We start from the raw sequence: 24,479 nt of genomic DNA on the forward strand, positions 1-24,479 counted from the left end.
CTTTTAATTTCTCAAAGGTCTTCTTTTTAATAACATATGCTGCATTCTAGCTTGGCTTTTTGGTTCACCTAAAAGACTCAAAAATGCTTCTTTTTCTAGATCTAAAATATATTGCTCATCAACTAATGTATTCGCTGGGATATTTCCACCTGTTAAAATGTTAGCAAGTCTAGTCCCTATTAATTCATCGTGGTCACTGATATAACCTGAAGACTTCATGTGATATAAGCCCATCTTTAATGTAGCTAGACCAGGTTCTCCGACAACTCTGATTTTTTTAGCTTGAGGTGCTTCATATCCTGCAATGGACATGCCTAATACGGCCTGTTTTGCATCATGAAGTAAATAATCTGAATTGACAGTAACTCGATCTGTTTCTCTTAAATATCCAAGGTCCCTAGCTTCTGCGGCACTAGTTGATACCTTTGCCTGACCAATGTTCTCAAATACTCGGTTAACAAACGGCTGTAGATCAATTGTTTTGTTGATATCCATTGGTACCGTATTACGATATAACATTTCCTTCGTTCCGCCACCTGCTGGGATTAAACCAACACCTACTTCTACTAACCCCATGTATGTTTCAGCTGATGCTTGCACATGTGGTGCAGGAATAACAAGCTCTACTCCTCCGCCTAAACACATATTGAATGGAGCAGATACGATTGGTTTTTCAAAATATTTCATATTCATCGCAACTTGATGATAAGTAGTAATCATCTGATCAATTTCAAACCAGTTTTCATCCTGAGCTTCCATTAACATCATCATTAAATTTGCACCAACGCAAAAGTGTTTTTCTTGATGTCCAATTACAAGACCACGATAATTCTTTCTTACTTCCTCAAAAGAATGAAGGAACATTTGTAATACATCAGGTCCAACAGTACTGTTTGGTGAATGGAATTGTAAACAAGCAATGTCATCACCAATATCAATTAAACTTGCACCTGTATTCTTTTTAATAACACCATTTTTCTCTTTTATTAATTCTAAATCTATAAATTCTTTTGGTATCTCTTTCTCATTTAAGCCACCATCTATTTTTATATAAAAAGTTTTATCTTCTTCTTTCTGGTAAAATGATGTTTTACCATCTGAAAGCATTTTTTCAATCCATGCTGGGATTACTTCTCCCTCTTCTTTCATTCGAGCAACGGTAGATTCTAAACCTACAGCATCCCAAGCTTCAAAAGGTCCAAGCTCCCAATTGAATCCCCATCTCATTGCATCATCGATGGCTGAAATGTCATCAGCAATTTCCGGTACTTTACTAGCAGAATACAACCAGCTTTTTTTCATAATCTCCCAAACAAATTTTCCTGCTGCATCATCGGAAGTAATTAAGGCTTTTAATTTCCCTTTTAAACCTTTTGCATTTTTTGCGTTTTCAACAGAAGTAAATTTCGTTTTTGTTTTAGGAACATAACTTTTACTCTGAATGTCAAATTGTAAAATTTCTTTTCCTGCATCAGTTCGTTGTTTCTGATAAAAACCTTTTTTTGTTTTCTCGCCTAATTGACCGTTTTTCACCATCTCAGTCAACAGCTCAGGAACTTTAAAGATTTCCTTCTCAGGTCCTTCACCTACATTTTCATAAACATTATTTGCAACAAATACAAATGTGTCCAATCCTACTAAATCTAAAGTTCTAAAAGTAGCACTTTTTGGTCTACCTGTAAGTGGTCCAGTCAACTGATCTACATCAGCTACGGACAATCCAAACTTCTCCATTTCATGTAAAACGACCATTAATCCATATGTCCCAATTCTGTTTGCAATGAAGTTAGGTGTATCTTTAGCTATAACAATCCCTTTACCTAACTTTCTTTCACAAAACTTCGCCATCATTTGTACAATGTTAGGATCTGTTGCCTCTGTTGGTATCAACTCTAGTAACTTCATATATCTTGGAGGATTAAAGAAATGGGTGCCTAAAAAGTTCTTTTTTAATGAATCTGATAAATCTTCAGATATTTGTTGAATAGAAATTCCTGAAGTATTAGAACTTACAATCGTGCCTGGTTTCCAATGTTGTTCTACCTTACTAAGCAGTTGTTTTTTAATTTCTAGATTTTCTATAACAACCTCAATGACCCAATCAACCTCAGAAACACGATGAAGATCATCTTCAAAATTTCCTACTTTAATAAGTTCTAAAGATTGTTTAGAATATATTGGACTCGGCTTTGCTTTTAAAAGATTTTTTTTCGCAGTCTTTGCTAACACATTAGGATCTTTTTCCCCTTCTATCACTCTGTCTAAAAGGAAAGTTTCAATACCTACATTTGCTAAATGAGCAGCAATGGATGCACCCATCACGCCAGACCCTAATACAGCTGCTTTACGAATTTGTTTTTCCATACTTTACCTCCTGGTTTTATTCTTCGAGTGTGGCAGCATGTTCTTCTGCCAATACTCTACGTAATATTTTTCCAACCATTGATTTAGGAAGCTCATCACGAAATTCATATATTCTCGGGACTTTATATGAAGCTAAATTAGTACGGCAATATTGATTCAGCGCTTCATCTGTTACATTTGAATCTTTCTTTCGAACAATATATGCTTTTACGGTTTCTCCACGATATTTGTCTGGAACTCCCAGAACAATAGCTTCCTTTACTGCTGGATGTTTATATAAAACCTCTTCAATTTCTCTAGGATATATATTGTAACCGCTTGCGATGATCATATCTTTTTTACGATCTACAATATAAAAGTATCCTTTACTATCCATATAACCCATATCTCCAGTATATAACCAACCATCCCTTATTACTGCTGCTGTTTCCTCTGGTTGATTCCAGTATCCCTTCATGACTTGCGGTCCTTTTACAATGAGTTCACCGATTTCATGAGGAGCGACTTCTTCACCTAATTCGTTAACAATCTTACTTTCTGTGTTTGGCCAAGGAATACCAATACTTCCTTCTACTCGATGTCCCCATATTGGATTCGCGATAACAACAGGAGAAGCTTCAGATAGTCCATAACCTTCTACCAGCTTCCCATTGGTCAACTCTTCAAACCTTTGTTGCGTTGACACTGGTAATGGGGCTGAACCACTGATACAACATTCGATAGAAGAAAGATCCGTTTGATTGACTTTGGGATGGTTTATAATACCTTGATATAATGTTGGTGCCCCTGGGAAAATAGTAGGTTTCTGTGATTCTATTATTTTTAATAATGAATCCACCTCAAACTTAGGAATTAAATTCACCACTGCACCTGATGAAATACTAAAGTTCATACAAGTGGTCATACCATAAACATGAAACAAAGGTACTACCGCCAATACACTTCCTTGCCCTTTTTTTACTTTAACCCATGCTTGACATTGAATTGTGTTTGACACAAGATTCATATGAGTCAGCATCACTCCCTTAGAAACCCCTGTAGTACCACCCGTATATTGCAAAACTGCCACATCATCAGGTTTGCCTGGATTTTCTACTGGGTTGTCTGAAGCTTGTTGTAATTCTTTTTTTAATGATAGTACTTGCTCTTTTTCTACATTTAAACGTGTGTAAGGTCCTTTTTTAATTTTTTGCACTAAAGGATATAATGACTTTTTTATAAAGGGTAAATGATCTTGTATGCTTGTGGTAAAAATATTCTCCAAATTGACCTTTTCTTTAACCGCTTTCACTCGGAAATAAACTAAATCAAGTGCAACGATAGTTTTAGCTCCCGAATCTTTCAGGTGATATTCAAGCTCTCTTTCTACATATAATGGATTCGTTTGAACAACAATGCCTCCCATAAATAAAACTCCATAATAACAATAAACATATTGAGGTATATTGGGAAGCATTATTGCTACACGATCTCCGGGTTTAACCCCTTTTTCCTTCAAAAGGTTAGCAAATTTATAAGCTTGTTTGATAAGGTCTTTATAGGTGATTTTTTTTCCATAAAAATAAATAGCATTATGATTGGGAAATTGCTCAGTTGAATTTTTCAAAAAATCTGATACTAATTGTGAAGGATATTCAAGATGCGGTTCAATTCCTTCTGGATAATTTTTTGTCCATGGATCCTTAGACATCAAAAAAACCACCTCACCATATTGTTATGAAGCTTGTTTGTTAATTACCTTTTTAAAGTACTCTGTTAACATTGGCACTACTTCAAATAGATCTCCAACAATTCCAAAATCAGCAATATCAAATATTGGCGCTTCAGGATCTTTATTAATAGCTACGATGATTTTTGAATTAGACATTCCTGCTAGATGTTGAATTGCTCCAGAAATCCCACAGGCAATATATAAATCTGGTGTTACAACTTTACCCGTCTGTCCAATCTGTAAAGAATAATCGCAATATTCAGCATCACACGCACCTCTTGAAGCTCCAACAGCTGCACCGAGAACATCTGCTAATTCTTTAATAGGCTCAAACCCTTCAGTACTTTTTACTCCTCTACCTCCAGATACAATGATTTTTGCCTCAGACAAATCTACACCTTCCGTTGCTTTTTGAACAACTTCTTTTACAACTGTACGAATGTTTTCAATATTGACATTCATAGTGTCTTTGTTCACTGTACGACTGCTGTCCTCTGTACCACTCGGAATATTGTTAGGTCTTATCGTAGCAAAAATCTTTCCATCGATAACTTCCCTCTTTTGAAATGCTTTACCTGCATAAATTGGACGAGTAAATACAATGTTTCCGTTTTCAATATTTACATCTGTACAATCAGTAATAAGTCCACAGTTTAAATGGGATGCTAAACGAGGCGCAAAGTCTTTACAAGATGCAGTATGAGGCATCAAAATTACATCTGGATTTTTTTCATTTAATATAGAAATAAAAGCCTGAGTGTAGGCATCTGTTGTATAATTTGTTAGCTCCTCATTGTTTACAACTAAAATTTCATCTGCTCCGTGAGCAGTAAGAGATTCAGCAAATGAATCTGGTTGTTCGCCGAAAATCACTGCAGTAATTTTCCCACCATCATTTACACGTTTTGCTGCATTTAAAACTTCAAAAGAAACATTACGTAAACTTCCATTTTTAATCTCAGCAAATACGATTACTTCTCTACCCATTGATGTTCACCTCACCTTGTAATAAGTTTACGAGCTCATTCACTTGATCCGCCATTTCACCTTGAAGTATTCTTCCTTCTTGTCTTTTTGGTGGAAGTACCTGATCTATAATTTTGGTTTTTGCTTGAATCTGATCTAGATCAATCGATAAATCTTCTGCTTTAAGCTCTTGAATCGGTTTTCTTTTCGCTTTCATGATACCTGGTAAAGAAGGATATCGAGGTTCATTTAGTCCTTGTTGAGCTGTGATTAGAACCGGAAGCTCAGCCTCAATAACTTCAACATCTCCTTCCACATCACGTTCTACTACTACTTGTTTACCTTGTACCTCTAGTTTGGTAATTGCATTCACATGAGCGATATTCAATTCTTCTGCTAAACGTATTCCACTTTGACTTCCGCCATTATCAACAGACATGTAACCGCTTAAGATTAAATCATAATCTTTATCTTTCATGAACGCAGCTAACACTTTTGATGTCGTGAATTCATCTCCCATTAAACGATCATCGTTTATTAAAACAACATGATCAGCCCCCATTGCAAGAGCTGTTCTCAATGCAGTTTCAGCCTGAGAAGTTCCAATTGTAACTGCAGTCACTTCACCGCCAAATTGTTCTTTTAAACGAATCGCTTCTTCTAAAGCATATTCATCATAAGGGTTAATGACGAACTTTGCCCCGTCTTCATTAACCTTCCCGTTTTCGATGTGTACTTTCTCTTCAGTATCAAAGGTTTGTTTAAGACATACTAAAAGATTCAATACTCTCCCCTCCTATTTTTGTGCTTAATTTATAAATATTAGTTCAAATGTTGTTTACCTTTCTATACTATTATACCGATTCGGTCATTTCGTGTAAATAGTCAGTTTCCCATAATTAAAACATTTTATACCTTCATCATTAATTTTAATTGTTTTTTTAACAGACAGATACCCTTTTAAACAATTTTCTTATAATCCAGAGTTTTAATTATTGGAAATCACAATAAAAATTGGCAATCTAAATGTGTAGATGGATAAAAAAGATGGAAACTGGAAAATCTATATGTAATCAATTTCCCGGCAGGATGCTTCTTTAAATAATTTTTTTTCAAATTGTTCCGGTTGATCTTGAATTACGTTATTAAGTAAAGTCGATTTGTAACCTTAACCTATTCCTTATCTTTGAAATATTTATTATACTCTGCTTCAGTTATTCTTGAGATTCTACGTTGTGGTTTTGTAGTTAGTGGATCAAAAGGTTTTGGAATTCTTGATAATTGAACAATTATTTTTAATAACATGCCAAAAATTATAGCAAACATGAGAATAAAACCAACGATATGCATCGATATTAAGCAGATTCCAACAATAATGCCTATTAAAATAAACAGTAGTAATTGTGCCATGAGTTATTAATCCCTCTTTTATAGTAAAATAAATTTAGTTATTTAACCTCCGACTTCGTATAAACCATTAACCAACAATCTCTTTTTTTACCTTCATGCCATTCATGATCAGGTAATAATTTCTTTTTTTTAAAACCGCATTTTTCATAACAAGATATTGCTCTTACATTCCATGTTTGAGGATCCATCGCTATAACATCAGCATTTTTTCTATTGATTAAAAAATGAATCATTGAATTTACTAAAGATTTTCCGATCCCCTTATTCCAATAAGATATTTCACCTATAAACTGATCCATTCCATAAATCAATCGACTGTTATCAGCGTATCCATACTCTTTCTTTTCTTCTTCATCCAATAAATAAAACTGAATATATCCAATTTCTACATGTTCAAATTCAACAATACATCTTGTGACGTTCTGCTCATATCTATAAAAATGTCTTTTTACCATATGAATATCATGAGGATTATCTCTACCTTCATAAGTACTTTAAAACTAACGGATCAGATAACCATTTCACAAGTAGATTCACATCTTTTTGCTCTAATTCTCGAACTAGCAATTCATTTGATTGGTAGATCATTATAAAATCCCTTCTCTTAGCTAAGTCAATCGAGTAGGAGGGGGCGGCTAGCCCCCGACCTCTCACACCACCACACGTACCGATCGGTATGCGGCGGTTCATGTCATATTCCGTAAGTATTTGTATCTATCCATTAAACTTCGCAAACCTTGATTTGACCAGAATTTATTATTCATGGTTCTATGAAGAATTGGACTACAGGCAATTCTCCAGTATTTCTTTCTCGAGTTACCCCATTCATATGCCTTCTCTCTAGGGATACCTAAACCTGTAAGTTTCCTTACTTTCGTTTTCGGTTTCTTCCATTGTTTCCAAAGACACATCCTTAATCTTCTTCGTATCCATTCATCCAATTCTCGAAAGATCGTAGGTGTATCTATTAATGCGTAATAGCCACACCATCCTGTTAGATATTGATTGAGTTTCTTAATTCGCATCTCCATAGCTACGGGACTTCTCCTTGATGTAATCTCTCGTATCTTTGCTTTCACTCGTTGCATGGATACTTTGGATATCCTCACTTTTGGATTCTTCTTGTCCCAACTAAAGGTGAAACCTAGAAACTTTCGTTTCCATGGTCGGTCTATCGCGCTTTTCTCTTGGTTTACCTTCAACTTTAGCTTGTTTTCGATGAATTCTGTTACTGAACGCTTCACTCGTAATCCTGACTTCCACGTTTTAACATAGATGTTGCAGTCGTCCGCATAGCGTACGAATCTCAGGTTTCGCTTTTCTAGTTCCTTATCTAGTTCATCTAATACGATATTTGATAATATTGGACTTAATGGTCCACCTTGCGGCGCTCCTTCTGTCGTAGGTTTAACGAGTCCATTTACCATCACGCCAGATTGGAGGTATTTTCGTATAAGTTTTAATAAGGTTTTATCTGGGATTCGTTCTGCTAACTTTGCCATGAGACGATCATGATGCACTCGATCAAAGAATTTCTCTAAATCAATATCCACTACAATACGGTATCCTTCTTGCATGAATCGTCTTGCTTTCCTCACTGCATCATGTCCTCGTCTCTTTGGACGAAAACCATAGCTTTGTTCAGAAAACATAGGATCAAATATTGGGGTTAATACTTGCGTTATTGCTTGTTGAATGAATCGATCTATCACAGTGGGGATACCAAGAAAGCGAGTTCCACCGTTCGGTTTCGGGATTTCGACCCGACGGACTGGACTCGGTTCATAAGCCCCCTTTTCCAACTGCTCACGAAGAATATGCCAGTTTTGTAGAATATGTGTCCGTATCTCTTTGACAGACATGCCGTCTACTCCATGGCTTCCTTTGTTCGCTTCCACTCGCTTGAGTGCTGTAATTAAATTTTCCTGTGACAATAATGACTCCATCATTCTTAGATACGCTCCTTACGTGAATTGTTCTCCTGTTCATGCCATGAGTAAATTCAGCCCTTCTGAGTACCCTCATGGATTCACCATTACTTTCCTCAGATAAGTCCGTACTGGATTGTCTGCTTTCATCACTTACTCTTGAAATTCCAGTCGTTCAATTCCTATTTCATGTTCAGCCCTTCCGTTTACTGTCGTCACAGCTCACGTACTATGGCGTCTGCTGACTTCTGTATGTTCAGCCTGCTTTCACAAGCAGGGTTACGAAGTTTACTTCGCATTTCATACAGATCTCCCCAGGTAAGAATGCAGTCTTTCCTTCCATCTATCTGCTCCATTTACTCTGTACCATCTTTGGCAGAAAGGGCTTTGTTTTGTTAAGCAAACTCACCCAATGATACCTAGCCTTATATGAAGTTCGTGTTCCTCAGACCGGAAGTTTGCCGCTCGCTTCCTTCAGATTCCGCATCACTACGGACACCCTTGCGTTGAGCTAACTGCTACTTCTGCCTTCACAGCTCGGGACTTTCACCCTATAGACTGCACCCATGCTGGGCGCACTTAAAAAAGCTGCTCCCTTAAGGAAAAAGCAGCTTTCTGGACATTCGTGTTAACCTAATTTATCTCCATTTTTTACTTTTTGCTCTGGTCTAACTTATTAAAATCATCAAAAGTAGCAATATCTAACTCAAACTCCTTTTTCAAAAGTTAATCTATCAAACCTATTTCATTTATCGGCCACATTTTGAAAATTGCTTTTCCTTCAATAGTGGTTATATCTATTGGTCCAATATCTCGACTATCCCTGCTTATCATCCTATTATCACCCATTACAAAAACTTCCCCTTCAGGAACTTCAATAGGTAATTCTACATTTCTTGAAAATGTTTTATCGCTTTTTACATAAGGTTCATCAATTATTTCACCATTAATGTATACTTGACCCTCTTTAATATCAATGGTATCACCTGGGATGGCTATGATTCTCTTCACGAGTCTTTTTCTCGGTTCACCATTTGTCACTTTATCCACATAATCATCCAATTGAATTCCGATACTGCTACTCCAAAACCCTCCAGTTTGTTTCTCTTCTGTAAAAATAACAATATCTCCTCTATCAAAATCATCAAATGTATCTGTAAACTTATCGATAATTAATCTTTCATTTTCAAATAAAGTATTTTCCATAGAAGATTGTTTCACTTCAGTAACTGCAAACACTTCACTTTGAATAAAAAAAGCTACACCAAATGCTACCAAAAATGTGACCATCCAACTTACGATTTCTTTTCTTATAGACTTCGTTGTTTGCTTCATATGTAGTTCATCTCCTTATGTTTTTAGTAATCTAAAAAACGATGAAGTGTGTTTCTGTTTATTGTTTATGATAATGTAACACCATTTTAGCAAAATATATCAATCGATTCAAAAAATGAATCTGGACTTCATTCTGACACAAAACTTCCTTTGATGATTTTGGAATGAAAAATCCACACACTGTATTGTTAGATACAGAAAATGATGTATTGATTACACTGCAACTTGTATTAAACAAGAATGAAAGGTAAAGATAAGAATAAATTAGGGAAAATAATAGGTTTAATATAAAATACACCTATCATTTTCCCTTAAAGTTTATAAATTCAATTTTACGTTAAACTTGGATCAGCTACCTTAACTAATAATTTACCTAAATTAGTCCCTTTGAACAAACCTTCAAAAGCCTCAGGTGTGTTTTCAAATCCCTCAACGATCGTCTCCTCATATTTTAACTTTCCTTCCATCATCCAACCAGCTAATTGTTTAATGCCTTCTGGAAAACGATCAATATAATCAAATACTAAAAACCCCTTCATTAGCGCACGATTTTGAATTAAAAGTGTTTGAACTCGCGGACCTAAATCTATTTCTTTATTATTATAGGATGAGATCGCTCCACAAACAGGAATACGAGCATTTACATTTAATCGTTTAAACACTTCGTCAGAAATATCTCCGCCTACATTTTCAAAATATACATCTACTCCGTTAGAACAAGCTTCTTTTAACTTCGTTTTAAAATCAGAGTCTTTATAGTTAATAGCAGCATCAAAGTTTAGTTCATTGACTAAATAATCGATTTTATCTTGAGAACCTGCGATACCAACCACACGAGCTCCTTGGATTTTTGCAATTTGTCCAACAATCATACCTACAGCACCTGCTGCACCAGATACGACAACCGTTTCACCTTCTTTTGGCTGACCAATATCCATTAATCCAAAATAGGCTGTTGCTCCAGGCATACCCAAAACACCAAGACTTGTTGAAATCGGTGCTAAAGAAGGATTGACTTTTTGTACGGATGCTTCGTTAATTGTTTGATAACGAGCCCAATTTAACATGCCCGTTACAATATCACCTTTTTGGAAGTTAGAAGATTTGGATTCTACTACCTCTCCAATAACCCCACCAGAGATGGCTTCGTCAATTGCAAAAGGTGCTACATAAGATTTGCCCTCTCTCATACGCCCTCGCATATATGGGTCTACTGAAAGATATAGCGTTTTCACTAAAATTTCTTCTTCATTAGGTGTTGGCATTTCTGTAGTAACAAATCGAAATGTTTTTTCATCTGGTAGACCTACTGGTCTGGAAGCTAATTGAATTTCTTCATTTTGCATTGGATAATCACCTTTCATTAAGTAAAGTATTTACTCTTCATAATAAATTGTGTACAATTCAATTTTAGACAATTAAAAAATAACATTATTTTTAAAATTTGTCAAAACAATATGTACTGAAGAATACATTATTATATTCAAAAAAATTACACTATATTATAAAAAGAAAAAATACATCATACCAAAGTAATAATAACTGCTAAACCAAAACATAGAATAAAAATACCAGAGAATCTATTTATCCAATTAAGAAATACACCGATGACTAGCAAAAAAGATAGAAAGTAATCTGGATTTTCTAAACTACCAATTCCTAAACCAGCAAATATACCAATAAATGAAAGTATTGTAACGGGATTAGTAATTGTAAGAAAGAATGTTGTGAGATAAGAGGATAACAGACCTTTATTTTTAGAATTTGAAGGACCAACCTGAGGTTTGGATTTTAATATAAATATATCTACAATGACAACAATTAAAGGTCCTGTCCCCCGTGCAATAGGATAAACTAGAGTAAAATCATTTTTTTCATACTAGCTCTTATATTCTTTCTAATATAATTAACTTCTATCAAAAGGGTTTTCCATCAGAATAATGTTCTTATTTTTTGGATTCAATTGAACCCCACACCCCAAAGGTAAAATGAGTTTAGGATCTGTATGGCCAAAATCCATATCTACAATTATTGGAATGTCCTTAACCCCAAACTCGTCACTGATAATACGAAGAATAGTTTCATTTAACTCTTCTTTCTCTTGTGGGGAATAGTCCTTAGCTCTCCCAAAAATTACACCATTAATTTGTTCAAAAATACCTTGTGTTCCATAATTGCGAAGCATATATCCAACCTGATGTGGTAATGGTTTTTCTTCAGAAGTTTCAAAAAAAAGCACTTTTCCTTGCCAAAATTGAGAATCAGGCCAATATTGGGTTGATTTCAAAAATTCTAACACTTCAATGCAACCACCCCATAACTGTCCTTCAGCAATTGAGTCCCCTTGTAAAAACGTCCATCCATTTTCATTTTCAGTAAATGGTGTACACTCCCCCAGAGTTTCTTTTATGCCCCAATCTTTATATCCATTGGTCCATTTTGGATATGGTTGATATTGATAAGGATATTGATCTTCAAAAAAGATAGATTTTAAATGTTTTATATATTCATCCGGCAGATGTTTTGTTTGAGCAAAACCAGCCATAACTGTAGGACCATAAAAAGTAACTAATCCTAAATAGTTAAAATAGGTGAGGAAAGTAGATGGATCTGATGTCCCCATAATCATCTTAGGATTCTTAAGTATGGACTTTATATTAAGGTAGGGCAAAATTCTAACAGATTCATAACCACCTATGGATGTGATCATTCCATCTATATTATCATCTTCAAAACAACGATTAATATCTTCTGCACGTCTTTTTGGATCTTGATATAATTCAGCAGGTGACATTCTTGCTGTCGGCATTTCAATGACTTCAAACTCTAATGCTTCTTGTAACATTTTCAAACCTAATTCGTAATTGTCTGGGAACAAGAAGGGCAAACCATTAGAAGGTGATATAATCGCTATTGTTGATCCTGGTTTTAATCTTTTAGGTTTTATCATTTTGACACATCCTTTGGGAGTATAAATAGTAGTACTGTTATTTCAAGTTTAAACAAAACCATCCTTATGTAATAAAAGCTAGGTTTCTACATAAATTTCAACCCATTATACAGTATAATGATTCATTTTATTCAACTTCATTTTTCAAAATCACAAAAAACATCTCATTCATCATACTATTCATCAACTTAGATCTTCTGTAAACTTTTATTTACCACAATTAAAGATATATATAACATTAGAGTTTTAGTAGCATTGTTTAATTAAATAATGTAACATTAGAATACATGTTCGTAAATTTAAAGGGGGGATATCATGTTGATAAAAAATGAAAGAGATGTTATAAAACTAGTACAAGAAGACAATTGGATGATGGAAATCTTATTAGCTGCTAAAGCGCTAGAATTACCAGATTGGTGGATATGTGCAGGGTTTGTCCGAAATAAGATATGGGATTCATTACATAATTTTAGTGAAAGAACAATTTTATCCGATATTGATGTGATTTTTTTTGATGATTTACATATTGATAAAAAATATGAAAAGAATCTGGAAGAGAAGCTTAGAAAAATAATGCCAAATATCCCTTGGGAGGTTAAAAATGAGGCGAGAATGCACATTGTGAATGGTATCCTCCCATACTCATCCTCAGTTGATGCAATTTCAAAATTCCCTGAAACCGCCACAGCCCTAGGGCTAAAATTAGATACACACAACAATCTGATCTTGACTGCACCATGTGGAATTGAGGATGTAATCAATTTAGAAGTAAAACCAACTCCATATTTCCTTAGTAATGAGAATCTTTCTTCTATTTACAAAAAAAGAATCAAACAAAAAAATTGGAAGTCCATTTGGAATAAAATAAAAATTATTTCTCCTTAAATGGAACATAAAATTATAAATAGTTGAATCAAAAAAAGCTTAATTAACTTAGCTCTTTTTTGATTCAAAGGAACTGTTCTATATATTGCTCTCAGATATTAAAGCAACTTGATATGGATATAATTTAGCAGTCATAATCCCCTCTTTTACAGCCGGGTCATTTTCCATAATCAAGTTGGCTTCATTCTCACTCTCTGCTTTGAATATAACAATCCCAAATGTCGTCTCATCCATATTTTGTGTTCGACCAGCTAATATAAGTTGTCCTTCACTTTGTAACTTTTGTAGAGCTTTAAAATGCCTTCCTACGATATCATTTTCTTTACCTGTCCATTTGGATTCATCAAGTAATTTTGGAATTAATTTCAGCACATATATATACTGGCTTGTAGTTTCAGACATATTTTAATCCCCCCTTTTCTTATTTATTTAAAAAGTTGTTATTCATTGACTTATTCATATTATAATGGCAAAAAGTAATGGAAGAAATCATCTTTTTCATAACCTAATGCTTCATAAATTCTCTGAGCAGTTAAGTTATCTTTTGCTGTAGCTAATTCTACTCCTTTTGCATTTGTCTGCTTAGCAAAGGTTTTTGCTGACTCAAGTAAACCCTGTGCAATTCCTCTTCCTCTAAAATTTTCATTTACATATAAATCATTTAATAACCAAGTTCTTTTCATTGAAACAGAAGAAAAAATAGGAAACAATTGAGTAAATCCTACAGCAACTTCTTCAACCTCATCTTTAGCTAAAAATATAATAGATTGTTGATGTTCAAATCTTTCATATAGAAATTTTCTAGCACCTTCAATATCTGATGGTTGTTCATAGAAAATTCTGTACTGGTCGAAGAGTACAGCTACTTCCTCAAGTTCTCGAATAGTTGCTTGCGTAATTTTGATTTGATTCATTCTTCAATTTCCTCCTTCTAAGGTATTTGAATTGGATATTTAATATAATTAAAAAATATATCTCTAACAAAGTTATTATTAAGGGATTTTTTTATTTTAGAATAGATTTTAATTGAATCGCTTTCTTTGGAAAATCTGTCATTAAAGCAGATAAACGTTTTAAAAGTATATGTTTCATGTCCAATTCATCATTAATCGTATATACTCTAATAGGTATTTGTTGTTGTGCTTGAGTAACCATATTTGACAAAGCAAATGATTTAGAACAGTGCAAAGCTGAAGCACCTAAACTTTTCACATAATGCCATGGTTGATATAAAATATCATGGGTAAGGACAGCTGTCTCTATTTCTTTATCAAGTTGTTTAACCTTTACTAAGCTGCAGTGGTTAAAAGAAGATATGATCACCGATCCAAACAAGCCATAATTGTGAACTAATTGAATAACCTTTTCTTCTAATCCTTCATATTGTAAAATATCATTTTTAAGTTCAATATTTAGCAGTAAATTTTTATTGCTTGCCCATTCTAAAACTTCATCTAGAGTTGGGATTGTCTCATCTTTGTAATAATTAGAATACCAGCCACCAGCATCTGATTGTTTCAATTCTTTTAATGTTTTTTCATGTACAAAACCTGTACCATTTGTAGTTCGATCTAACTTTTCATCGTGTATTACCACAACTTCTCCATCTTTTGTTAAATGAACATCAAGCTCAATCCCATTTACACCAACAAGAAAAGCTTCTTGGAATGCAACCATCGTATTTTCTGGATGAGTTCCACTTGAACCTCGGTGTGCAAAAATAAGTGTTTCGATTTGAGAATCGCTTATTTTCTCTGCCATACTACACCTCTACGTTCATACTCCATTCTATTTTCTACAGAAGCTGCAATTTGAGAACTAGCAAACCTTTCAGTAATCCACAGAGCCAAGTCTATGCCAGAAGTAACCCCTCGTGCAGTGATCACATTACCATCATCCACAATTCTATAATTTAATAGTTCAGCCCCATACGTTTTAAGTTCCTCAGTTGCTAAATGATGCATGGTTGCTTTTTTTCCCTTTAAAATCCCTGAGGCACCTAGCAACATTCCTCCAGTACATACTCCAGCAATAATTGTTCCTAAACTAGACATTTCTAAAATTATTTTAGGTAAATACCCTTTTTCCACTTCGTTTCTTACACCATGAATAGATTGATGATTCCAACCACCACCGGGAACGATCAACAAATCCGGCCTATTACTAATTCGTAAATGCTCTTCTACAGAAACTTGCATACCATAAGACGTTTTTAATTGTAAGCTAAGATCACTGCCTACTAACTGAACATGAAACGGTGCTCCATTTTCCTTAGCCCTATTTAAAACTTCATATGGAGCCAAAGCAACCAATTCTCCAAATCCCTCAAACAAAACTATTTGGATGTTCATTCATTTTAATCCTCCATATTTATAACTTTTTTCCAAAACATAAACTTGACTTACTATGTATGTATTCTCCAAAAGCTTCAATTTCATTGTAACCATGTTTTTTGTACAAACTAATAGCTTCTACCTGTTTAACTCCTGTTTCTAATTTGATAACTTCATATTGGAGCTCTTTCGCCTTACCTTCTAAAAAGTTTAATATTTTTGAAGCAATGCCTTTATTACGATATGTTGAGTCTACGTAAAACCGTTTTAGTTCAATCACATTCTTTTCGAGAGGTCGAATAGCACCACACCCAACAGGGATTTGACCGTAATATGCTATTGAGAAAATCGTTTCAGATATATTAGGCTTATCAAAATCAATGGTAAAGATAGCTTCCGGTGGATATTTCTTTGATAGTTCTGAATCTAATTTTGAAATTAATAGTTGTAAATCGGGATGATTAGGTTCAACAATTTCTACTCTTATGTGTTCCATTATATCTCACTCCTAGTTCAACTTTATTTATATTATAATTTAAATTAATATGACTTTAAATTACACCCATCCTTAATTTCGTTGTTTAATAAAATCAAAAACCTTTTGATAATAGCAACCACTGCCATTTAATATGTGTGTTTTATAAACTACTCTTTCCTTACATTCATTGTTATTATTTACTTCTATGGCCTTTATCTCTCTTAAACGACCTTCAAATAGTTCGATCACTTCATATAGTTTTATTTTAAATATACTAGCAACTTCCTCTTGCTGGAGTGTGAATTTTGGAATTATATCTTTTTCATATAAAAATACATGACAAAACTCTCGATCAATGATGGCTTCTGTTCTTATTTCTTCTTTAATGATGCCAATTGAAACTAAATCTTCAAATTTCACTTTCAATCCCAATTCTTCTTCTACTTCTCTTATACCATCTTTAATAGTTTCACTTGCAAGTAAATGACCAGCAGAAGTAATATCCAAAAAATTAGGGTAATCCGCTTTACAAGCAGCTCTTTTTTGAAATAATAAAAAGGTATCTCCTTCCTCTCTCACTGTGATCCAACAATGGAAAGTTTCATGCCAATATCCTTTTTTATGTACAATATCTCTAGGTTGTTTACCTATCAAATTCATATCTTCATCAAAAATATGCAGTAATTCTGACATGTCCTCACCCTTCTTCTGGTGCTTTAGGTGGAAATAAGACCTCAGAAGAGATGCTTATTTTTTCTTATTCTATTCAATACATTGTATATCGTTGTCATTGCACCATTCTAACGCTATTTGCTTAAAACTTTCATCTCTGTATGCATACCACTCTTCATGAACTTCTAGATCATATAGTTTATCTTTAAATCTTCTGAAGGCACCTTTGCCTTGTATTGAATTAAATAACTCACTTTTCTTCTTTTGGTCATTCAAATTATCAATAAATTGCTCCATCATATTATACTCACTGATTTCAAATTTTGTTGGCAGTTCTAAGTAATCTTCAAAGTTTTCTAATACGTCTATAGCTTTTTGTATATCTTTTTGTTGCCACTCGGGGAGATGGTCAAACGACTCTTCGTCCTCAGCAATTCTCATATCATCACCAGATACTGAAACTACTTCGTAAGTTTTCAGATTCAAATATGTACTTGTTCCTTCAAATTGCGTCTCCATCACATCAATAATTTCATTAAGTTTCACTTGTTTTTTCATATATGTTGCCATCTCCTGTTTAAAATAAAAAGAGCTATATCTCAGCTCTTTTATTTTAATTCTATTTGAACAACAATTAATTCTCAAGCACCATAATAGAAATTAGATAATAAAAGCTTTCTTGTCAACTAAAAAATTAATTATTTCTTTATTAATTAATTCAGGTTGTTCTCCATTTATACTATGACCGGCATCTTTAATAATTTTCAAATTCAATCCAAGTTCTGCATACTCTTGTTTTATATCTGGTTTATAAACAAGTTTGTCGTGATCTCCAATTAAAAATAAGGCATTATCTCTGAATTGTGAAAATGTCTGGATCTCATGTGATGCAATATTACGAACTAGCGGAACACTATGTTTAAAAATATAATAAAAATGTTTAAATACTTCATCATTGTCATCCAACTTCATATTTGGACCGCTCAATTTTTGGAACAGCTTCTGTGCATTTTTCTGATTTGGGTTTAATATTTCTGGCATAAAAACTTTAATCGTTCTAACAGTATATACGAACTTCTTCAATCCATTTACTTTAATAGGAAGAGAGCCTGCCATGCCAACTAACTTCTTTACTCTGTTAGGATATTTTATAGCATAATTCAACATTAAAATTACACCGAAGGAAACTCCGATCATATGAGCTTTTTGAATATTGAGTGTATTCATGATTTCATTAATCCATTTAACTTCATCAAAGCTTTTAAAAAACAACTCATTTGGTTCGCTTTTCCCTGCTGCACCTAAGGTATCTACTGCAACTACATAAAAATGTTTTGTAAATTCTTGAATATTACGAATCCACATCAGTGATGAATTATCTCCAGTACCATGAAACAATACTAAAGCAGGTTTAGTTATATCACCGGCTTCAATGATATGTGTTTTTCCATAGGTTGTTTCAATATCATGTTCTTGGACTTCTACATCCCACATTTCCAAAAGTCTATCATAGGATTCAAATAACAGTTTTTTGCCTTGCTCGCTTTTAAATATTTTTTTTGGCATTATAAAACCTCCAATATTGACAAGATTTATTCAATAAGACTGTAGATTAGCTTTTTTTGAAAACGTTTTCCATAAAGGGTACTTGAGGGGATTTGAGAAATATAAGTATGAAAAAAGACTTTGTTATTATGAATTATTCTATTTATTTTTTTTGAAAAAGTATATACATTTTAAGGAATTAAGTGAACTCAAATGCACAGCTTTAACAATTCGTTCATCAACTGATCACGAAATGTTCATTTTTCCCAATTAAAGAGCAAAGTTAATATAAGGTAAAAAACAAAAAATAACCACTTTTAATTAAGCGGTTATTAAAAATTGATCATATCTCATTGCAATCCGTCTAACTATTTGATTCATTTTCAAGTTCATTTTTTTAAAGAATAATAAATAATAATGTCATTCTATCTATATCCTTTTATCGTTGTGTAGATTTTATTCCCCAGTCCCACCCTCAACAACTTATTGCCAACACATGGTAGTTACATTAAATTATACACAATACTTACATGCTTTAACGCAATCTTGTTACATTATTGGGCTAATTTATAAAATTGATTGAGTATGGCCCTGCACTCACATTAGAATTGGTCCCACTTTAACCTGTGGAAGGGTTGTGTTCACATCAATAAATTGTTTACCTTCATATTAAACTATTCTATTAAATCTACATTCCAATTCTTCTCTTGTATTTTAAAATCTAGTTCTCTATATTTTTTAGAAACGTTATCTATTTCTTTTTGAATTTCACGGACATCAATTGTACTTTGATATCTAATCTCTGATCTACTATATCGATCTTGTATTATTGCTGAATGTTCGAGCATTCCATCCAATACTTTTTTTCTTTGCATTAAACCATCTCTTTCAGCTAATACGTCAGCAATACTTTGTGATGAATCAAATTTTGTTAAAGAATTTGTTTTATTAATCTTTTTTACTAAACAAGTAAATTCATGAATAGAACCTTGTATTTCTGCAAATAGTTCCTTTGGATCTTCTGCAGGCTTCTCATCTTCTTGAACTCTAACCACTCTTTCTAATCGTTGTCTTAATTCAGATATCTTTCTTTGTAAATCTGCTCTTAATATTAATGCTTCTGCAAGTCTCATGTTCGCCCTCCTACAAAGTGGGTTTCTAGACTACTTATACTTCCTAAAATTGAAAAAGTTGCATTTACATTTTGTAAGAACGTGAAAATCTATTTATATCCACCAATTTGTTGAGATTCTATTGTTATTTTAGTCTTAAAAAGTATAGACAGGAGTACACACAAAAAATTGGACTTTTCATAAAATAGAAGAATAGAAAATATTCGCCCTGAAACTCAAAAAAAGAGGTGAAAAAAACATGTTTGAAAAATCAATTAAAAAAATACTAAATATGTTATTTTATTACTATTATACTTTTTTTTAATACCAACTAAAGAATGTTATTAATTAGTGACTAATCCCTTAAATAAGTATTAAATTGAGAGGAAAACTATCTTTTTAATATTACTTTCAATAGTCGCACACTTTTTTTCATTCTACGCTACTTGTGATCTTCCAACCGTCGATATGGAAACCTCCCATTTTTTCTAAAACATAATCAGTTAAATTCTTAAAACTTTCCATCATGAGTTCTTTGGAATTCTCCTCAACAGCTTGAATAAACAGTTGACTAAATTGACTATCAGGAAATGGGTTAGTTAAGTATTTTTTATGGTATATCGGATTTGTTAAAAATGAATAAAGTTGATAATAAGGTATTTGTTGATAACCAAGAAAGCTGCTGTAGTCATTGAATAAATGACTTAATGCATTGTTATAAACTAGTTGAAAATCTGGTCTATCATGTTCAAAACAATCTAATAAATTATCGTAGGAGTCCCAAATAGAATACTTTTTTATCTCTTTAATTGTCGTATTGGATTGTTCATATTTTTTATCTTTCCACTGAGCTGCTTCTGATTTTAATTGTTCTACAACACCTGATGTGCGATCAAATAAAACCTTACCGGTTAAAAATTGAACCATAGACATCTTTCTTTTATTTTTAAAATCTTCCTGAAAGTACTTTCTTATTTGCTTTGGAGGATTTGCAAAGTATTCTATGACGAATCCATCAACAACCTTATTTCCTCTTTCTCTCCATTCAACTCTATCATCTAATAATATATGAATATCTATATCTGAACGTGGAGATGGATTGCCGGTAACATAACTGCCACATACCATTGCTGCAGTCACTTCAGGTCGTTGTTTCCAATCTATTAAAAAAGAATTTAAAGCCGTTTCCCATTTTTCCATTCCAATGCTCCCCAATCGTACTTCATCCTGTAAGTTGTTAAATTGAAAATTCAACATTAACAGTAGTTATTTAGCTACTTTAGCACAAACAATATGATGATAATTAATAACTTTTAATCCTTTAGATGATGCATTTTGATAAAATATTTCTTTTACATCCTTTAGACACTGTTGCCAAACGTACTGTTTTAATTTATCGTTTTGACCAAAGCACTTTTTGATAAGTACATCTTCTGGTCTTGAAAGGTATTCAACTTCTTCAACTACTTTAATTTCAAAGTTAGTTAGACCATAACTCTCATTTAAATTATATTTATGCTCAAATTTCTCAATATCATAAGGATCTAGTGGCAACGGAGCATACAGCCCTTGGAACAAATCTCTTAATCCACCATCTGTACCACTATGAAAAAGTCCCAGCATTATTCCACCTGGTTTCAATAACCTACTGGCTTCTTCATATAACCAAGGACCCTTTTTGGTATAAATCAAGTCAAAATCATTGTCTTGAAAAGGTAGTTTCTTATTTGCATCAACTAGTTGAAATTGCACCTTATTATTCTTGCTTAAACCCTTTGCTGTTTCTATAAAATTTGCTTCTATATCAATAGCTACAATGTCTTTGGTTTTTGTAACAAATTGATGGGTAAACTCACCATGTCCACATCCAATGTCTAATATTTTTGATGTCTCATTTATATGTTCAGATATAAGGTCTGCAAATATTGTCTCAGCTGTTGGCTCATCAAATACAGATTTCCAAGGATATTTATATTTCTCAACATTTCTATTTAATCCTGCATACCACTCTGGACTATGTGTAGGTATCCATTCTGGATGTTTTGATGGATCAGGAAATAACAACTTTTTTTCTATCATATATATCCACCTCTATCTTTTTATCTGTTATAACTAGACGAGACTAAATACTTTTAAAATTGAGTTTTGATATCCTTTAGCTAAATCTAACACTTCTAAATCCTTTTTAGAAAACCAGCCATATTCTATATGTTCATCACTAAGTTGTATATTAAAATCATCTTGAACTTTACAATGGTAGGTAACGATAAATACATGTTTATCTTTTATGACCTCAAAATTATAAGCATCAACAATTTTTTCAACTTTACAATCTAACCCTATCTCTTCACTTATTTCTCTTGTAACTGTTTCTTCTGGCAATTCCCTAGGCTCCATTCTTCCACCAGGCAATTCCCAAACATTTCTTTCATTTTTCAAAAGGAGTACTCTATTTTGATTTAAAATAACTCCTTTACAGGACACAGGGGCTTTATATGAGCTAGTTATTTCTCTTTTAAAAGGTTCAAGATATTTACGATATACTTTCAATAAATCTATGGGTAAATCATCAAATGAAAAGAACTTTAAATCTTTAGTTTCAATTCCATCACTTCTCATCACACCTGTAAAACTTCTAGTTATATACACTGCTGTTGTTGAGTAGAACTCATCTCCGTTTTTAAGTTTAATATAATAATCGTTTCCTGAAAAAACATTTAATAGTTTTAATTGATTGACTGTTAGTCCAGTTTCTTCATAAACCTCCCGTATAGCAGTTTGTTCTAGTGACTCTCCAAGCTCAGATAAACCTCCTGGAAGCCCCCATCCTCCGGTACTACGCTGTTGTAATAAAACCTGATCTTCATTGTTTAATATGACAACAACTGCGCCTGTTAAAATGAGAGGTTTAGTTCCAATCTCTTTTCTCAATTCACTTACGTAATTCAATCTTAGCTCCTCCATACATGTTGTTTTACTTAAACCAATTCTTAATTTCTTCTATTGTTTCATGAGGTCGATCCCAATGGACCATATGTGTCGTATGTCTATAAACTTTTGTAGTTACTTTTACTTTCTGTTCAAATGTTTTAACCATTAACTTCCTTATATCGAAATAATGATCGGGATGGTCAACATATATGAGCAATATTTCACTTTTAAGTTGGGAGAATTTCAATGTTTGTTGTGAATGGTACTGAAATTTAATAACACCTCTTGCGGTATTACCCGTTGCATGAAAATGAATTTTACTACCTTCTTCCCTCATCAAATCATATATAGCCACTTCCCTCAATTCTGGCGTTCTTCTATGGTTTGCTTTTTCCGCCTCTAAAAAACTAGATTTGTCATCAAAAATAAATTCGTCAAAATCATTTTCATACCATTTTATCGTTTCCTCCAAAGAGCACATTGGCTTATAATCTATTTTTTTTGATTTAACTAACTCTGTAAAATAGTTATACTCCATTTCAAAATTGTGATATCCACCATCTAAAAGTAACATTTTATCCACTTTCTCCGGACATTCAGCCGCATAATGCAATGCTACACTCGCTCCCCAAGAGTGAGCTAAAATATGAAAGGAATCTTCTCCAATCCTCTCTATTAACTCTATGACCCATTTTACTAAATGATCCGCTCCATATTCTTCATCAGTTTTAAACGCACCTGACTTTCCATGCCCTGGCAAATCAAATGATAATATATGATATTTATGTTTTAACGATTCAGCTACTTCTATAAAACTTAAACTAGTACTTCCTAAACCGTGAAAGCAGATGATTTGTGGATTATTTTTATCTCCCCACTCATGAATTCTAGCTATATTTTCTCCAAATTGGATATAAAACTGTTTCACTTTATATCTCTCCTATTTATAATTAATTTTATAAAACACTTTAAATCAAATAACGTAAAATTTTAATATATTTAGTTATCAATTAATCTTTCATATACTCCTGGTGAAGAGCTTTCAATAGCTATTGCATTTACTGTTTTTTCATAAAACCCAGCAGCTTCAGCAACGGATCCAATAATTGCATAACCGTAACCTTCTTCTCTCATAGATAATAAACATTTTATTAAAAGTACTTTTCCAATCCCTAATCCTCTATACCTTTTAGAAACACCTGTTGGTCCAAAATAACCTTTTGCAGTAACATCATAACAAGCGAAACCTATAACTTGTTTATCCTTCACTGCTATAAAACAGGAGACAGGATGATTAGAAAAAGCGACATCACATTCACCCGCCCACTGCTCATAAAACTCATTTTTTGCATAATTAATTATGGTATATTTATCAGGAACTAATGCTCTTTTTATCGAAATGCCTTCATTTTTTAATTCATCAAGATTAATTATTTCATCTGAAAGGTCATACAGTTTAACTAACATATCAAACATAAATTAAATTCTCCTTTATGAACATTTCTGATAATTGCACATTAAGGTTAGTCAACGACATGTGTTTTTTATTTTTACTAATTGAAGGTATTTTTTGTATATGTTATGATTATAGTAATAATAGGACGGTGAGCCACACCGTCCCAGATACAACTTTCTTGGCGGGTTTCCTTCCAAGTAAAAAAGTTGAAGAATAACCCACTACTAGGCTCTCAACCAGTGTGGGTTATTTCCTTTTATTATCGAAATACCAGAAGTATGCGATAAGGAAAAGACCAAAGCAAATGACTTCAATCATACGCATCCCCTCCTTTCTGGAAGGAACGCTACCCCACTCAAGTTGGTTATACCTCATTAATTATACCATATAAATCCAAATTCAA

26 protein-coding genes are annotated in these 24,479 nt (G+C 33.2%); 1 reads left to right on the forward strand and 25 read right to left on the reverse strand.

Features of this window, described 5'->3' with window-relative positions; genetic code table 11:
- Window positions 1-3: 3 nt before the first annotated feature.
- The 11 genes from VQL36_RS15065 to VQL36_RS15115 all read right to left on the reverse strand — a co-directional run bounded on the left by VQL36_RS15065 (window position 4) and on the right by VQL36_RS15115 (window position 12,664).
- A complete protein-coding gene (locus tag VQL36_RS15065) occupies window positions 4-2,364 on the reverse strand; it encodes a 3-hydroxyacyl-CoA dehydrogenase/enoyl-CoA hydratase family protein (protein WP_349250109.1) in 2,361 nt (786 codons plus the stop codon).
- Window positions 2,365-2,380: 16 nt separating this feature from the next.
- Window positions 2,381-4,054 carry a long-chain fatty acid--CoA ligase gene (locus VQL36_RS15070; RefSeq protein WP_349250110.1) on the reverse strand — a complete coding sequence of 558 codons (1,674 nt, stop codon included), beginning with the start codon at window positions 4,052-4,054 and terminating at the stop codon, window positions 2,381-2,383.
- 24 nt (window positions 4,055-4,078) lie between these two features.
- Complete coding sequence (locus VQL36_RS15075; protein WP_349250111.1) at window positions 4,079-5,062, reverse strand: electron transfer flavoprotein subunit alpha/FixB family protein; 984 nt, start codon at window positions 5,060-5,062, stop codon at window positions 4,079-4,081.
- Window positions 5,055-5,825 carry an electron transfer flavoprotein subunit beta/FixA family protein gene (locus VQL36_RS15080; RefSeq protein ID WP_349250112.1) on the reverse strand — a complete coding sequence of 257 codons (771 nt, stop codon included), beginning with the start codon at window positions 5,823-5,825 and terminating at the stop codon, window positions 5,055-5,057. Before VQL36_RS15080 ends, VQL36_RS15075 begins: the two co-directional genes overlap by 8 nt.
- Before the next feature lie 389 nt (window positions 5,826-6,214).
- Entirely contained in the window at window positions 6,215-6,451 is a 237-nt protein-coding gene (locus VQL36_RS15085; RefSeq protein WP_349250113.1) for a hypothetical protein, read from the reverse strand.
- A gap of 38 nt (window positions 6,452-6,489) precedes the next feature.
- A complete protein-coding gene (locus VQL36_RS15090) occupies window positions 6,490-6,906 on the reverse strand; it encodes a GNAT family N-acetyltransferase (RefSeq protein WP_349250114.1) in 417 nt (138 codons plus the stop codon).
- Window positions 6,907-7,137: 231 nt separating this feature from the next.
- Window positions 7,138-8,400: a group II intron reverse transcriptase/maturase gene (gene ltrA, locus VQL36_RS15095; RefSeq protein WP_349248364.1), complete on the reverse strand. Its 1,263-nt coding sequence runs from the start codon at window positions 8,398-8,400 to the stop codon at window positions 7,138-7,140.
- Window positions 8,401-8,594: 194 nt separating this feature from the next.
- The gene (locus VQL36_RS15100; protein ID WP_349248363.1) at window positions 8,595-8,735 is read right to left on the reverse strand and encodes a hypothetical protein; all 141 of its coding nucleotides are present in this window, start codon (window positions 8,733-8,735) and stop codon (window positions 8,595-8,597) included.
- 370 nt (window positions 8,736-9,105) lie between these two features.
- On the reverse strand, window positions 9,106-9,714 hold the full coding sequence (lepB, locus tag VQL36_RS15105) for a signal peptidase I (RefSeq protein ID WP_349250115.1): 609 nt from the start codon (window positions 9,712-9,714) through the stop codon (window positions 9,106-9,108).
- A 332-nt stretch (window positions 9,715-10,046) separates the two neighbouring features.
- The gene (locus VQL36_RS15110) at window positions 10,047-11,060 is read right to left on the reverse strand and encodes an NADP-dependent oxidoreductase (protein ID WP_349250116.1); all 1,014 of its coding nucleotides are present in this window, start codon (window positions 11,058-11,060) and stop codon (window positions 10,047-10,049) included.
- A 560-nt stretch (window positions 11,061-11,620) separates the two neighbouring features.
- Complete coding sequence (locus VQL36_RS15115; protein ID WP_349250117.1) at window positions 11,621-12,664, reverse strand: S66 peptidase family protein; 1,044 nt, start codon at window positions 12,662-12,664, stop codon at window positions 11,621-11,623.
- 315 nt (window positions 12,665-12,979) lie between these two features.
- On the opposite strand from VQL36_RS15115, the gene VQL36_RS15120 reads away from it, so the two are divergent.
- The gene (locus VQL36_RS15120) at window positions 12,980-13,549 is read left to right on the forward strand and encodes a nucleotidyltransferase family protein (RefSeq protein WP_349250118.1); all 570 of its coding nucleotides are present in this window, start codon (window positions 12,980-12,982) and stop codon (window positions 13,547-13,549) included.
- 78 nt (window positions 13,550-13,627) lie between these two features.
- Here VQL36_RS15120 and VQL36_RS15125 read toward each other — a convergent pair whose 3' ends face one another.
- From VQL36_RS15125 to VQL36_RS15190, 14 genes are all read right to left on the reverse strand, one after another.
- Window positions 13,628-13,951 (reverse strand): YciI family protein, encoded by a 324-nt coding sequence (locus tag VQL36_RS15125; RefSeq protein WP_349250119.1) that lies wholly within the window; start codon window positions 13,949-13,951, stop codon window positions 13,628-13,630.
- A gap of 59 nt (window positions 13,952-14,010) precedes the next feature.
- Window positions 14,011-14,463: a GNAT family N-acetyltransferase gene (locus VQL36_RS15130; RefSeq protein WP_349250120.1), complete on the reverse strand. Its 453-nt coding sequence runs from the start codon at window positions 14,461-14,463 to the stop codon at window positions 14,011-14,013.
- Between the two features lie 91 nt (window positions 14,464-14,554).
- Entirely contained in the window at window positions 14,555-15,310 is a 756-nt protein-coding gene (locus VQL36_RS15135) for a glycerophosphodiester phosphodiesterase (protein WP_349250121.1), read from the reverse strand.
- A complete protein-coding gene (locus VQL36_RS15140; protein ID WP_349250122.1) occupies window positions 15,295-15,900 on the reverse strand; it encodes a DJ-1/PfpI family protein in 606 nt (201 codons plus the stop codon). The genes VQL36_RS15135 and VQL36_RS15140 overlap by 16 nt, the downstream gene beginning before the upstream one ends.
- A gap of 19 nt (window positions 15,901-15,919) precedes the next feature.
- On the reverse strand, window positions 15,920-16,378 hold the full coding sequence (locus tag VQL36_RS15145) for a GNAT family N-acetyltransferase (RefSeq protein WP_349250123.1): 459 nt from the start codon (window positions 16,376-16,378) through the stop codon (window positions 15,920-15,922).
- Between the two features lie 72 nt (window positions 16,379-16,450).
- A complete protein-coding gene (locus tag VQL36_RS15150) occupies window positions 16,451-17,053 on the reverse strand; it encodes an NUDIX hydrolase (protein WP_349250124.1) in 603 nt (200 codons plus the stop codon).
- Between the two features lie 69 nt (window positions 17,054-17,122).
- Window positions 17,123-17,590 carry a UPF0158 family protein gene (locus VQL36_RS15155; RefSeq protein ID WP_349250125.1) on the reverse strand — a complete coding sequence of 156 codons (468 nt, stop codon included), beginning with the start codon at window positions 17,588-17,590 and terminating at the stop codon, window positions 17,123-17,125.
- A 102-nt stretch (window positions 17,591-17,692) separates the two neighbouring features.
- Window positions 17,693-18,598 (reverse strand): alpha/beta hydrolase, encoded by a 906-nt coding sequence (locus tag VQL36_RS15160; RefSeq protein ID WP_349250126.1) that lies wholly within the window; start codon window positions 18,596-18,598, stop codon window positions 17,693-17,695.
- Between the two features lie 653 nt (window positions 18,599-19,251).
- A complete protein-coding gene (locus VQL36_RS15165; RefSeq protein ID WP_349250127.1) occupies window positions 19,252-19,710 on the reverse strand; it encodes a DIP1984 family protein in 459 nt (152 codons plus the stop codon).
- A gap of 411 nt (window positions 19,711-20,121) precedes the next feature.
- Window positions 20,122-20,889 carry a nucleotidyltransferase domain-containing protein gene (locus VQL36_RS15170; RefSeq protein WP_349250128.1) on the reverse strand — a complete coding sequence of 256 codons (768 nt, stop codon included), beginning with the start codon at window positions 20,887-20,889 and terminating at the stop codon, window positions 20,122-20,124.
- 66 nt (window positions 20,890-20,955) lie between these two features.
- Complete coding sequence (locus VQL36_RS15175) at window positions 20,956-21,768, reverse strand: class I SAM-dependent methyltransferase (protein ID WP_349250129.1); 813 nt, start codon at window positions 21,766-21,768, stop codon at window positions 20,956-20,958.
- A 33-nt stretch (window positions 21,769-21,801) separates the two neighbouring features.
- Entirely contained in the window at window positions 21,802-22,638 is an 837-nt protein-coding gene (locus tag VQL36_RS15180; RefSeq protein WP_349250130.1) for an NUDIX domain-containing protein, read from the reverse strand.
- Window positions 22,639-22,663: 25 nt separating this feature from the next.
- Window positions 22,664-23,548: an alpha/beta hydrolase gene (locus tag VQL36_RS15185; RefSeq protein ID WP_349250131.1), complete on the reverse strand. Its 885-nt coding sequence runs from the start codon at window positions 23,546-23,548 to the stop codon at window positions 22,664-22,666.
- 71 nt (window positions 23,549-23,619) lie between these two features.
- Window positions 23,620-24,096, reverse strand: a complete 477-nt coding sequence (locus tag VQL36_RS15190) for a GNAT family N-acetyltransferase (RefSeq protein ID WP_349250132.1) — start codon at window positions 24,094-24,096, stop codon at window positions 23,620-23,622.
- Between the last annotated feature and the right edge of the window lie 383 nt (window positions 24,097-24,479).

The organism is Chengkuizengella sp. SCS-71B (genome assembly GCF_040100845.1).
Lineage (GTDB): Bacteria > Bacillota > Bacilli > Paenibacillales > KCTC-33759 > Chengkuizengella.

Coding starts and splice junctions, on each gene's coding strand:
- VQL36_RS15065 (WP_349250109.1), bottom strand. CDS start 2,364: ATGGAAAAACAAATTCGTAAAGCAGCTGTATTAGGGTCTGGCGTGATG.
- VQL36_RS15070 (WP_349250110.1), bottom strand. CDS start 4,054: ATGTCTAAGGATCCATGGACAAAAAATTATCCAGAAGGAATTGAACCG.
- VQL36_RS15075 (WP_349250111.1), bottom strand. CDS start 5,062: ATGGGTAGAGAAGTAATCGTATTTGCTGAGATTAAAAATGGAAGTTTA.
- VQL36_RS15085 (WP_349250113.1), bottom strand. CDS start 6,451: ATGGCACAATTACTACTGTTTATTTTAATAGGCATTATTGTTGGAATC.
- VQL36_RS15090 (WP_349250114.1), bottom strand. CDS start 6,906: ATGGTAAAAAGACATTTTTATAGATATGAGCAGAACGTCACAAGATGT.
- ltrA (WP_349248364.1), bottom strand. CDS start 8,400: ATGATGGAGTCATTATTGTCACAGGAAAATTTAATTACAGCACTCAAG.
- VQL36_RS15100 (WP_349248363.1), bottom strand. CDS start 8,735: ATGGAGCAGATAGATGGAAGGAAAGACTGCATTCTTACCTGGGGAGAT.
- lepB (WP_349250115.1), bottom strand. CDS start 9,714: ATGAAGCAAACAACGAAGTCTATAAGAAAAGAAATCGTAAGTTGGATG.
- VQL36_RS15110 (WP_349250116.1), bottom strand. CDS start 11,060: ATGCAAAATGAAGAAATTCAATTAGCTTCCAGACCAGTAGGTCTACCA.
- VQL36_RS15115 (WP_349250117.1), bottom strand. CDS start 12,664: ATGATAAAACCTAAAAGATTAAAACCAGGATCAACAATAGCGATTATA.
- VQL36_RS15120 (WP_349250118.1), top strand. CDS start 12,980: ATGTTGATAAAAAATGAAAGAGATGTTATAAAACTAGTACAAGAAGAC.
- VQL36_RS15125 (WP_349250119.1), bottom strand. CDS start 13,951: ATGTCTGAAACTACAAGCCAGTATATATATGTGCTGAAATTAATTCCA.
- VQL36_RS15130 (WP_349250120.1), bottom strand. CDS start 14,463: ATGAATCAAATCAAAATTACGCAAGCAACTATTCGAGAACTTGAGGAA.
- VQL36_RS15135 (WP_349250121.1), bottom strand. CDS start 15,310: ATGGCAGAGAAAATAAGCGATTCTCAAATCGAAACACTTATTTTTGCA.
- VQL36_RS15140 (WP_349250122.1), bottom strand. CDS start 15,900: ATGAACATCCAAATAGTTTTGTTTGAGGGATTTGGAGAATTGGTTGCT.
- VQL36_RS15145 (WP_349250123.1), bottom strand. CDS start 16,378: ATGGAACACATAAGAGTAGAAATTGTTGAACCTAATCATCCCGATTTA.
- VQL36_RS15150 (WP_349250124.1), bottom strand. CDS start 17,053: ATGTCAGAATTACTGCATATTTTTGATGAAGATATGAATTTGATAGGT.
- VQL36_RS15155 (WP_349250125.1), bottom strand. CDS start 17,590: ATGAAAAAACAAGTGAAACTTAATGAAATTATTGATGTGATGGAGACG.
- VQL36_RS15160 (WP_349250126.1), bottom strand. CDS start 18,598: ATGCCAAAAAAAATATTTAAAAGCGAGCAAGGCAAAAAACTGTTATTT.
- VQL36_RS15165 (WP_349250127.1), bottom strand. CDS start 19,710: ATGAGACTTGCAGAAGCATTAATATTAAGAGCAGATTTACAAAGAAAG.
- VQL36_RS15170 (WP_349250128.1), bottom strand. CDS start 20,889: ATGGAAAAATGGGAAACGGCTTTAAATTCTTTTTTAATAGATTGGAAA.
- VQL36_RS15175 (WP_349250129.1), bottom strand. CDS start 21,768: ATGATAGAAAAAAAGTTGTTATTTCCTGATCCATCAAAACATCCAGAA.
- VQL36_RS15190 (WP_349250132.1), bottom strand. CDS start 24,096: ATGTTTGATATGTTAGTTAAACTGTATGACCTTTCAGATGAAATAATT.